At 52.6% G+C, this 12018-nt stretch carries 9 protein-coding genes; 1 reads left to right on the top strand and 8 read right to left on the bottom strand.

Annotated elements, in window-relative coordinates; all coding sequences use genetic code 11:
* Positions 1-207: 207 nt before the first annotated feature.
* The 8 genes from RBT42_RS11970 to RBT42_RS12005 form a co-directional block, all read right to left on the bottom strand.
* Positions 208-813: a hypothetical protein gene (locus tag RBT42_RS11970; RefSeq protein WP_320365389.1), complete on the bottom strand. Its 606-nt coding sequence runs from the start codon at positions 811-813 to the stop codon at positions 208-210.
* Positions 814-1692, bottom strand: coding sequence for a DUF4747 family protein (locus RBT42_RS11975; RefSeq protein ID WP_320365392.1), 879 nt, complete (start codon positions 1690-1692; stop codon positions 814-816).
* 184 nt (positions 1693-1876) lie between these two features.
* Positions 1877-2746: a hypothetical protein gene (locus RBT42_RS11980; RefSeq protein WP_320365394.1), complete on the bottom strand. Its 870-nt coding sequence runs from the start codon at positions 2744-2746 to the stop codon at positions 1877-1879.
* Positions 2743-5283 carry a hypothetical protein gene (locus RBT42_RS11985; RefSeq protein WP_320365396.1) on the bottom strand — a complete coding sequence of 847 codons (2541 nt, stop codon included), beginning with the start codon at positions 5281-5283 and terminating at the stop codon, positions 2743-2745. The genes RBT42_RS11980 and RBT42_RS11985 overlap by 4 nt, the downstream gene beginning before the upstream one ends.
* A 1173-nt stretch (positions 5284-6456) precedes the next feature.
* A complete protein-coding gene (locus tag RBT42_RS11990) occupies positions 6457-7545 on the bottom strand; it encodes a hypothetical protein (protein WP_320365398.1) in 1089 nt (362 codons plus the stop codon).
* Between the two features lie 630 nt (positions 7546-8175).
* Complete coding sequence (locus tag RBT42_RS11995) at positions 8176-8841, bottom strand: DVUA0089 family protein (RefSeq protein ID WP_320365400.1); 666 nt, start codon at positions 8839-8841, stop codon at positions 8176-8178.
* A gap of 423 nt (positions 8842-9264) precedes the next feature.
* Entirely contained in the window at positions 9265-10569 is a 1305-nt protein-coding gene (locus tag RBT42_RS12000; RefSeq protein WP_320365402.1) for a Y-family DNA polymerase, read from the bottom strand.
* A gap of 11 nt (positions 10570-10580) precedes the next feature.
* Entirely contained in the window at positions 10581-11021 is a 441-nt protein-coding gene (locus tag RBT42_RS12005) for a translesion error-prone DNA polymerase V autoproteolytic subunit (protein WP_320365404.1), read from the bottom strand.
* A gap of 33 nt (positions 11022-11054) precedes the next feature.
* On the opposite strand from RBT42_RS12005, the gene RBT42_RS12010 reads away from it, so the two are divergent.
* Positions 11055-11696, top strand: a complete 642-nt coding sequence (locus tag RBT42_RS12010) for an SOS response-associated peptidase (protein WP_320365406.1) — start codon at positions 11055-11057, stop codon at positions 11694-11696.
* The last annotated feature ends 322 nt before the right edge of the window (positions 11697-12018 follow it).

Consider the following 12018-nt stretch of genomic DNA (forward strand, 5'->3'; position numbering starts at 1 on the left):
CGCGACTGCTTGATGCTCATTCGTGTGATTACACAAAAATGAGGACTAGAGCAGCAAACGCTGCAGGACTACCACTCCTGGTAAGCACGTGTCAGGCTAGCTGCAGCCATTAAGCCGTTGCTCAACGAGTGACAGTTTCTACCCAAAGCAAACACTGATTTGTTGAGGTCAGTGCATCAAGGGGCACCTCAACTCACCTGATAGGCGTCACTTTGGTTCGTCTGGCGCATTTACGTTAGTGGCCTTTTGGCTTTGAGCTTGGAAAAGGGCATACATCTTCGCAATTCTGAAGATATGCATCGTGGCGGCGAGTACTGAAGTTATAGCGTAAAGAAACAAGCCATATCCAAAAGCGCCACCCACTCCATTAAGAAAAGGCAGCCAACTACGAATCGAGTCCAACAGGGGTGTGTAAAACCACCAAGACTTCGCTACGATAGCGACAATCAATGCCAGTGCTTGGATCAGGATGAAGTGAACAAATGTTGAGCACAGTGCAACATAAGCATTGACACTACTGTGCTCATCGTCCTCAGCCAGTAGGGCTCTAAATTTTTCGTCCCCAAAGCCAATAAAAATGGCAAATCCGCCTAGCGTAAAACCCAAAAGGTTGGGTAGTACGCTGATGGACTGCTCCCACCATTGAGTGCACTCGAGACCATCGCACCCCCAACCGGTCCATGCTCTTGGCGTGAGCGCCAAGAGCAAGACAGCAAAGTGCAGATAGGGGGAGCACAGCAAGGCGGACAGACCTCCATAGGTGGTCCAGTACGCCTTGAAAATGCTTGCAACACCTTTGTACTGTGTGAACATTTAGCGTGTGCGTCCCTTGACCGGTGAGCTGATGCGATTCAAAACATTCCAGATGGACTCAATGCTCTCATTCAGAAGACTCGTGTATTTGGCCGGCTTGTTTTTTGTTGATTCTGCAGCAGGCAAACCTGCCGCATCGTAGCCGTACGATTCGACGTGCCCATTGTGAGCTGCCACCTCCGCTTCAGCCTTCAATTGTTCGTCGGGCTCAATGCCATCAGGATCAGTAGAGGTCATTACCTCATTGATTCTATTGATTCGCTGCCTTTCCATGCGCTCCATAATGCGAGTCTCTATCTCACCTGCATCATCAATGTTGGGTCGCTTGAACTCGAAGATAATTCTAGTGATTCGATGGATATTGAGCACCTCCTCTACTGCCGCCCTATCTGGGGTGACAGTAACTTCAACGGGCGGCAGGCCTTTCCGCAAGGAGACTTCGTCGAAAATTTTCTGCAGAAAGCTTTCGGAGACACTTGGACCTAGGCTTGATTTTCGATCCTTGCTGACGTACCAAAATCGGTGCTCTTTAGGTCTAAATACAAATGGGAAGCGTTCGAGATTTGGTTGGAGGTTTTCTGGTAGAACAATTTTCTCAGTATCGAGTTCGTCAGCAGGTTTCCCGGTCTGCGTATTGAACCAAGGGGTGTCTGGGTCAATATGGGTGAAGCGATAGATCTCCCCGTGCAGTTCATTGCTGTCCAACGCGTTCTTCACGTTATATAGGGATCCGAGTAGGTAGCCATCGGCCTTTCCTCGCGTAACGATGCGCCGAAGGTGAAATGCGTCCTGAAACAGCGTCACATATCCCTTGGGACTATGCGGCGCATGCATGGCGATGTTGATCTGTCGTATCTCAATTCTTCGACCAATTTCCACTTGGCGACCCTCTCTTAGTTAGATTCTGTATTATTTTTACACCTTACGCGGCCATGTCTGGTTTCGCGTCCGTGCATCGCGTGCCAAATATATAAATGTATATTATCAACGACCTCCAAACTTGAGCTGCACCCCGCAAAAATTGACTTACCCCTCGATCAAGGACAACTTGCCTTAGATTAACTTACCCCCTTACCCCAATGGCTACACTCTTTTTATCTTCGACCTCCATCTTTCCGTGTTTGATCAAAATCATGTCATAAACGATGTCTTTCAATGATTTTATAAAATTATTTCTTTCCATATTCGGGTCGCGCCCCTCAAGCAGTTGGAGTGCAGCACCAAAATTCTCGACATCATGCCCCAAAGATGCTGTCGCCGTCCCCAATGGATCAATATAAACAGGTGAATCCAGCAACTTGCCATTGACTCTAAAGGTCAAGCGCGCCAACTTATCGGGGTGCGTATTTCGTATTTTAGCTAAAACACCCCCTCTTCCCGATTTTGACTTTAATGACATGTACAAAACCTCCACGCCATCATACTTCTTCAATATCTCATCCGCGTGCTCTTCTTGAGGCCATACTCTAACCACCTCTGGATCGGTTGCAAAATATATTCTATATTGATTAACGTGGGCGATTAAGTTTTCTCTAGCAGCAGCCTCACTTGAACCCGAAATGCTTGAATACTTTTTAAAGCTGCAATCGCCAAATAACGCTGGAGCCCGACTAATGTATTCGTACACTAGGCCGACCTTTCCAGGCTTAAGTACATCAACATGTACATCCACATAGCCCCTATTCGCCAAGAATTCCTTTTTCCTCGCCCTGGCTTCACTTTCTGTATCAAACGCTTCAAGCTTTAGCGAGAACTTGGGGCATGTTCTTGGTGAATCTAGTGGAGGCCGATGCACGCCGACAAAGAGATAACCCTCCGCTTTGGCGCAATGGATTGATGCGATTAAAATCCAAAAAAACCTCAGTACAGTGAACCTGACCAATCCATCAAGATGAAAATATCGTCGCATCACTTTTCCTCTCAGTGCAATCATGGTTCTGTCCGTCGGCAGCCTGTTTGCCTTTCAAGGCAATAGTAGAACTTCCGATCTCTTACGTCGACACCCGCACTCCGATCCATGCTATTTGAATTATTGGTCGCGGCAAATCCACACCCCCAAACAAGGTGAGTGGTGGATGGAAGTCGACGGGGTGCCGGGCATCCTCCGCTCATACTGGAAACCATTTTCTCTGGGGTTTCCCACTGGGTGAGTGTGCCGGGCCCTCCTTTTATATTCGTGTCAACCGGTGAGTCGCACTCGAAGTGACCAGAATGATTGGGGCGAGTGCAAACCATGATCGCCTCGACTGTTCGCAACATAGCGCTCTCCCGTTGAGATGCCGATGATTTGATGCTGTTCATCGGCTTCATAGATGCCGAAGACTCTGGTGCCTGTATCCGCCCATCAGATTGAAGTTCGCGGTCTGGTCTCATCTCACTCTGCCGCATTCTCGAGTTGCCAATAATCGATTCAAAGTTACTTTCGGGATGAGACTCGACAGTCGGTTTGGCTCGCGAATGTTTGGCGGTCTCACGCATTCGGTCTTGCAACTGCGCGACAAAACGGGCTTGTGATGCTTCACGTGCGCGACTGGCCAGTAGATCGCGCTGGAGTGACTCCATGAACGACATAGGTGCCGGCATTGGCACAACATCCGGTCCGCGGTCTACACGTCCGTTTTCGTCCAATTTAGGCATTTGACTATCGGTTTGACGTGTAATGCGTTCACGCTCGGCTTCCACTTCCAGTATCTTTTGCTGGCGAGCCCGTTCTAACCTTGCTTGGTAATCTGCAAACAGACGTTCCGCAGCGTCCGCCGATGCGGGACGGTAGCGCGGATCGATGTCGAGCATCATGCAGCAGGGGTCTTTCATGGTGGCGAAATTAGAGAACTGAGCATGCCGATATTCGAAATCGCGCACCAACACTGGGTCGAAGGTCAGAAACACTTGCTCTTTGTCCATGTAGTCGCCGTTGTGCCGCTTGAGTTGATCTACCCGTTTGTGCACCTTCCCATACTCGTCCACAAGAGCCAGGACAACTTGGTCAAAATTGCCATTGACCAACGCGCCAGTCAGTGCAAGCACCTTCCATGTATACCGCCCGCAGCTTTCCGCATTGCACCAACCCAGGCGAACCTGCAGCTCTTTGGCAGGCTTTAACCACTGTAGGTCGATCATCCGGACTTCACGATCACCACTGAGGGTCCAGTAACGGGATCGATCTGCTGCCTCTCCAAGTGGGCCCCAGATTTCTAAGCTCGCGACGTCAGGCTTCAGAGGATTCTTGCCGGAAGAAAAGAGACGACTATACAGAGCGCGGCCCTTCGCTGCGGCATCACCCAAAACGGATGACAGAGGCAGCGATGCAATGATTGGGGAGCCATCTTGTCCAACCAGCACCAGGGTCAACTCCGCCCCCGAGGCCATCTCCTTAAATTCCGATTCTGATAATCGAAACTCCACCGTCGTACTGCGGCCTGACAAATCGATAGAGGTAAAAATTAGCTCTGAAGGAGGGATGCTCCGAACGCTGCGACCATCTATCTTCAGTTCAAATCGGTCTGTAAGTTGTTTTTGAAATCCTTGGATCTGAACGTGCCTCGCTAATGCCTTAGTAGTCATTTGCAGCGTAGCGAAGAAGTCGGTTGTTGCCCATATAGTCACCCTGGCTGAATCAGTGTCACTGTCAGCCCGCGTCACGCAGCGTATTGCAGGACGGCCGCCGTAGCCGGCGTCAGAGCAGCTTGGTGCACTCCAATTCAACTTTGATGCATATCTTCTTCTTGAAGGAGGATTGGATGGAGAGGGGCTTCCATTGGATAAATTTCCAGCCGCCTCAACGCCAGATTTCTGAATCTTCTCAGGTGCAATTGGCTTCTTCACCGAAACCGAGCCATCACGGCCTTCGACTCCATTCGGCTCATTAATTATTATTGCTCGCGAATCTTTCGTCGCCTCTCTCACCATCATGAGTGTTTTGACAGTATTTAATAAGCCAGCATCGCTCACCTCTTTGTATTCATATAAAGAATTCAGCCCGCGGTTGAGCGTGAATGTGTTGCCAGAAGGATCGTACTTCCATGTTTCACTGCCGGACCACCAACTTTTGTAGCTTGTTTTAATTGATCCGTCGGCTTGAACTTTGCCAATTTTCTCAGTTTCGTTAGATTTTGAAATGAATTCAATTCTCTTATTATCTTGGTTGTAGCGCACCGTCCATACGGTCAGGCATTCTGGTTTGTCACACCAAGCGAAAGCAATTCTCATTTCCGAATTCGGCTTAACCCACTGAAAGTCCAAAGCGTAGTGATCTTTCGTAAAGGCGGCCCTATGCAGCCATGATTTGCCAGCAAGATGCATGAAATCGCCCCAACGCTCCCTCATTTGCTGAGGGTTGGTAGAGGCCGAAAGGCCCGGCTGATATACATCCCCAACATCATGTGACACCGATGAAGTCGATGCCGCATTGGCGAAGCATGAAAACAGGGCAAAAGGAATTGCAGTCGATAAAAAAAACAGGATTTGCATAGTATATTCTCACTGAAGCCAAATGATTTAAATTGATGCTTCATTAATACCCAGTTCGGCGGACTTGATCGGCCTCCAATTATAGCAATGCCCTCATTCACACTTAAATAAAGCCGCTGGGCACATCATTGACTGATGCTTTGGCCGCATGAATAATTTAGACGGGAGTTGTTCACGCGAGTCTTGAGAGATCTTTTGTATCATTCCTTCTAAGCAATTCATGTTCCCTCTCAAGGCGCTATTGGAAATCCTGTCAGATCAAAGGCTTACGTGAAACTCTACGAGATCGCGCCTTAAGTTGTGTAAGATATTTCGACGCACCCCACTCTGCGAGTCACGTAAAGGCGCGAGTTCAGCCATCTGCTGCAACTTTGCTAGCCAGATCTGTGCCCGGCGTTTCGGAGAGCGTTTCACTGTCTGTGAGAAAGGTTTGGATAGGGATAATCCTGTGCAAGAGGCGCCTGATGCTCCACGACTGGCACCCACCGGCGCCCGTATAAGCATTCGAGGAAATGAGATGTCCGATGCAGAATGAATTCTTTGAAGCGACTTCAGTATGTCGCGAGCCGCAGTGCTTTAGGAAGGAGGTTCCAAATGTCATTGCTAGATGGGGCTCCAGGCATTCACAAGATGCGTGTAATATCTTATGCGAATAAGATTTGTCATACGGTCGCCCCATGTTTGGCAATCAGTCAATACTGAAGGGCCCCGGGTTTTACGGTGGCCTGTTGAGCTTGGTGTCTTCTCCCGGGCGGGCTGTATTGCATCGGTGATCGGCAGTGCAAGGGCGGCAGCGCTAATTGGGTAAGGGGATGAGAGGTTGGCGGCTCAGCGCTTAGAGCCTCTCCCCGCAAGGTCTACGGAAGATGAACTTCGTCAGCTGACCTTAATCTTGAAGTCAGCTCACATTTAACTGGCCCAACGACTGTTCGTTGTCTTTCAACTGTCATTTGGAACTTTGGAACGAGCGACCGCAGCCGCTGAGAAGCCGCAAGCCGGATTGGCGGCATTAGGCTGATTGCAGTCGGTCAGGTGTATCAACCCGTGTATAGCCGCCACGGAGACCTTCGATTCGGGATCCTGAGTCGCGACCGACCGCCGCACTTTTAGCAGCGGCCATTCAGCAAGGGTGCGTTGCACGCCACGCCTTTGCGCAGCATACCCATTTTCGGCTCATCGGCTATGACTTGACTCCTGGTTACGTTTGGAGCAAAGCTCCTCCAACTTGCCGAATAAGATCATTTTGTCGGAATCGTTCTTGAGTGCGTTGGCAACCGCCAAGGCGCTGGTCACGCACTTTGATCGCGCCTCCAGCATCACAGCCTCTGTTAGATTCTGAGAGGCTAAACCGGTGGAAAAAACCTTGCCAACCAGAACAGACCCGTTCGCGCTGGCTCCAGATTGATTACCCAAAGACGTGGCAGACGATCCATTTGAATCAAATCGACCATATACAGAAAGCGCATCACGCTTCTTTGTGTTAATCAGATTCGCTGCCTGAGCTGCAGCTGCAAAACGCTCGTCGGCAAGGCTCTTGGCTAAGTCAATTTTTTGCTGCGCTGCATCAAGGGCGTTCATGTGGCTGCTCATATCTGCCTCTATGCTGGCAATCAGAGAGTCCAACTTGAGCAACCCGGCATCGAAATCAATGCTCCCGTCTGTTATTGAAAACTGCGGGAGATCGGCACCTATACTCTTGGCGCGTTTGTTTAATGAATCGACAATGGCATTGCTACTCGTCTCTGCCGGCGCGCTCGCAGAAGCGGCAGCCAGCCCCTCCGAAACAATTCCTTGCGCTTCAGTTACGGCAATGCGAAATGATTTGAATTGATTGAGTTTTGCAATAGCTTGGTCCTGCTGCCCCTTGATTCTATTATATTGAGTTTGCGCCTCGTTGAGGTTTTTCCATGCATCCAGATAGGCCACGATTTTACCTTTGTTGGCATCCGTCCCGGCCCGCGAGAACCGGTCTGAATCCTCTGCACCGTATTCTGCATAGATCGCTTGAATTGTCACCGTGGCCTCATCTGTACGTTTCCCTATAGGGTCAAGTGCTTTAGATACGGCAATTGGCACATATGCTGAATCGACCGATTTGACACCGATGTTGATTGACGCCCCGGGACTCTCGCTACCATTCGCGGAGACATCCAGGCCGACAATGAGTTTCGACGAGTACACCAGAGGTGCTTGCTGCAGCGGCGCACAAGCTACGCACAAAATAGCGCCTGAAATCGCTGACCATCGCATCCATTGCTTCATTGAGCTCCTCCAATAAGAACCGTGCAATGCGAATCTCGAAAGGAATCGAGGCCCCCTAGTGATCTCAAAGCCAAATCGATCTGAGCCACATTGTTTGCAAACATTACCACTCGGCATCCAGAAGTGTCAGGGGCGATGAAGACCAACTCGTTAAGGTATCCTAGCGTTGTTGAATTTTGACCAAATGTAAACCCGAGCCCCTTTGTTAAGGTAAGAGCACCTCCCGGGAGGGGGGAGACATTGAGAGACAATAAACCCGGATAAATTTTTTCTGTGACTGATGCGTTATAGATCTTCACAGTAGTGCAGCCACCCATTAAAAAAATGAGCTGCACCAATAGAAAGCGTGATTTCGCGCTCAAGCGAACCCCTGTCAATTGTGAGATTCAGTGCTTGGCGCGCTTACGTTGGCATAGTCCATCCTCGGAAGGCTATTCCCACAGTCATTTTGGATTACGCGCATTTCCCGAAAATGAATTGAGGTCAATTTATATGCAGTGTTGATGCCCTGCGAAATAGCAGAACAATTTCAAGCCGCCGACTTATGGCTCCAATGCTACTGCAAACCACTCACCGATGAGATTTGGCGAGCGAACATCGCACGGATAAAACCATTTGCCAACACAGTTATTAGAGCCTGCGGCGAGCGATGCCAAGACCAACGAATGCAAGTCCTACGAGTGCAAGGATCGACGGTTCAGAAATTTCCCCCTGCGGGTCGTCAAGGGCAATCACGTTGCTCACTGCACCATTGGTGGCAGTCATGGTCAAACGCCACGCACCAAAGGATGGAACTGACCCCCAATTCACGTGATCTAAATTATAGAAAGGTGTATCCGCCTGATAGCCTTGCAATGCAGAGGATGCATCATGGATTAGTTGCCCAAGTGTAACCACATAGGTGCCGGAGTTGGCAAATATATAGTAAAAGGCCGCGTCATGCGACGTCATTGAGCCATCACCGAAAGTGTCCATTGAATCATCAACATTCATCAACGCCACGCCACCTGAAAAGAGCAACATTTGATTATCAAAGCGTGTGATATACCCATCGCCATTGAGGTCGGCCTTGTCAGTCAGCTCGGGCGAACCTGACCAGTCTGGCTCAAACACCAAGGAATCAAAAAAAACAGTAGTACCAGCGGTAACATCAAACTTGATTCGAGATATCTTTACGTCGTCGACCAGAGAGTCACCGTCACCGTCGATTTGATAAACCCTGCCATTCAGCACAATTGCGTTTGCAGTGGTCATGGCCAGAAGGCAAGTGAGGATAAGAATAATGCGCGTCAACATGGCAGTCCGTGGTTGGTGGCGTTCATAGTGCGTTAGCACAGTTCATGCCAGGGGTGTTATCCCTTTAAGTTCAATGACTTGCACATCAACGCTCTGTTTGTTGTAAATAAATTCGACAGTAGGAAGTCGGGGATTAGCCCTTTCCCTAAGGGAGGCTGACATAGATCGTTTGATCGCTTGCTCGTTAACTGCCTGATTGCCTAAGTCCACATTGAGTGCGGTCTCCTCTCGGTGCCCTAGGCGGTCGCTAATGACCGCAGGCCCTTTTACCCAGACCTGCACTTGACGGCCGTTTCGGCGTGTCAATGGCTGTTTAGGTGTTTTCAGCATGCGTCCTGCAGCATAGGACGAAGGGCCGAGAACGCTTCCAAGCGAGCACTCGGCCTGACGCAGACAATGCCCGGAACGGGTGGAAACTGCCTCTCAAGCCCTCACTGTCGGCACGTCGCTCCACTGCGTCGTGTAGCTGGGTGTTCTTCGGACCTGTCGCATGCCCCATGTGTCGACGCCTTGGCTCAGACCTGAGCTACCCAGCAACACCGTTCGTTTGCCAAACCGGTCGTTGACCCGATCCATGGCATGCATCAACTTGGAGCGGTCTCGCTGTTCGGTCGTCTGCTCGCCCGAATCCAACTCTCCTTGCACGAAGGTGCCCGGCACGAGGTCCAGCAGCATCACGCCGGCCTTGGCCAGCTGGAATCCGGGCGCATAGATGCTCCGCAGCCCCTTCGCCGCTGCGTTGGCCAACTCAGTGGTGTCGGCGCTGGGCCGCACCAATGGCACGACCACGCTCTTGGAGAACCGTGGCCCATCCCTGAACGGTGAAGTCCTTGCAAACACCAGCACCTGCCCTGCCAGGTGGCGTTGCTTGCGCAGCTTCTCGGCTGCCCGTGACGTGAACTCACTGATTGCCTCCCGCAACTCGTTCAGCCCTGTGACGGGCTGGCCAAAGCTGCGGGTACAGGCGATCTGCTTCTTGGGTGCGGGCATGTCCGCAAACTCAATGCAGGCCTCGCCCTTGAGCTCGCGCCATGTGCGCTCCAGCACCACGCCCCAGGTGCCCCGCACCACCGAGCAGGGAATGTCAACGAAGTCCTGTACGGACTTCACCCCACGCTCCTTGAGTTGGGCGCTGATCTGGCGGCCGATGCCCCACACCTCGCCAACGTCGGTGGAAGTCATGACCTCCCGCAGTTGATCTGCTCCGAGTCGGGACAGGTCGCACACTGTGGCGAGTTCATCCGGGTAGGTGCCCGGCATGCGCTCGACTGTCTTGGCGATGTGGTTGGCCAGCTTTGCCAATGTCTTGGTCTGGGCGATCCCGATGCCGCAGGGGATGCCGATCCACTGGTTGATGCGGGCGCGAATCTTCCAGGCTCGCTCGACCAGCTCACCCCGCACGCCATGCAATCCGATGAAGCTCTCGTCAATGCTGTAGATCTCCTGGGTTGGGCCAAGCCCCGCCGCCAGGCTCATCATCCGGTCGCTCATGTCGCCGTAGAGCGTGAAGTTGGCCGACAAGGCGACCAGCCCGGCCTGTTCCTCCAGTTGGCGGATCTTGAACCAGGGCTCGCCCATCTTGATGCCGAGGGCCTTGGCCTCGTTGGAGCGCGCGATGGCGCACCCGTCGTTGTTCGACAGCACGACCACCGGCCTGTCATTCAGGCTGGGCCGAAACACTCGTTCGCAACTCACATAGAAGTTGTTGCCGTCCACCAGCGCATACATGGCGCACCTCCTCAGGTGGGGAAGCGCTTGATGCTGGCAGTGACAACGCCCCACACCTCCAGCGTCTGGCCATCCTTGGGCGTGATGTCCGGGTAGGTGGCGTTGGCCGCCTTCAGCTTCACGTGCCCGGCGCGTTGGTACAGGTACTTGACGGTGAACTCGCCGTCCACCACGGCCACGACCACCTGACCGTGACGAGGCTTGAGCGCCTTGTTAACCACCAGCATGTCGCCATCGAAGATGCCTGCCTCGCGCATGGATTCGCCGCTGACACGCAGCAAGAAGGTCGCCTGGGGGTGGGTGACCAGTTCTTGCGTCAGGTCGATGCGTTTGACGGCAAAGTCCTCAGCCGGCGACGGAAAGCCCGCACACACCTTGTCGCCCGCCAAGGGCAGCGTCAGTCCAGAGTCTGCAAGCGGAACGGGTTGGCTGAAATCACGAAGACTGTACATACATACAGTATAAGGTGACCTACCATTTTGTCTATGTGCGCCCACTACGAAGCCGTGTACAAACCCGAACGTCTGAAGCAGGCGTTCCAGGTGTCGATGCCCGAGGGCGCGAAGGCAGATGTCTGGCCGGGCTACACGGGGCTGTTCATCCGGCACCCGAAAGATGCCATGCAAGAGGAAGGTGTAGCGCCGTGGCGTGAGGCGATGGTCGGCTCGTTCGGCTTGATTCCGCACTGGTCCAAAGACACCACGATTGCCAAGCGCACCTACAACGCACGCAGTGAGACGGTGGCGACCAAGCCCAGCTACCGTGATGCTTGGCGCTTGGGGCGGCGCTGCATCATTCCGGCAGAGGCTTTCTACGAGCCTGACTGGCGGTCAGGACATGCGGTACCCACACGGATCTCTCGAAGTGACGGTCAGCCCATGGGGATCGCCGGCATCTGGACAGGTTGGCGTGCACCTGATGGCACGATCATCCGCAGCATGAGCATGTTGACGGTCAATGCTGACGACCATCCGCTGATGCGCAACTTTCACCGACCGGAGGATGAGAAGCGGATGGTGGTGATCTTGGATGAGGCGGAGTACGACGCCTGGCTCGACGAGCGAAATGGTGAGCCACATGAACTGCTGAGGCAGATCGACCCCGCCAAATTGGCAGCTTCGTTTTGATATGCCGTCGGCCACGAGCAGCCGACGGCCCATCCACGGTGATGGGCAGGTACAGGCTGATCTGAGACATTCGCATGCGCTGCCCGAGCGCCGGCGATCGCGAACAGCGGACATTGGGGGCTGGGGGCTGGTGGCGCCCATCGTCTCCTTTTGCCTTTATCGGACGTTGGTCGGGATTCGATACAGGCCCGGTCATGGCCGATAGTGACAGTGTCGGCCCGTGCAGGACAGCAGCCGTTCCGCGTGGCTGGGCAGCACGAGGGCGTCTTGACCTAGAGCAAGCGCCTTTGTTGCCGGGAGGCGCATCTTGGTCGGCCGTCAA

It is taken from the genome of Aquabacterium sp. (assembly GCF_034003525.1).
In the GTDB taxonomy this organism is placed as follows: Bacteria; Pseudomonadota; Gammaproteobacteria; order Burkholderiales; family Burkholderiaceae_C; genus Aquabacterium.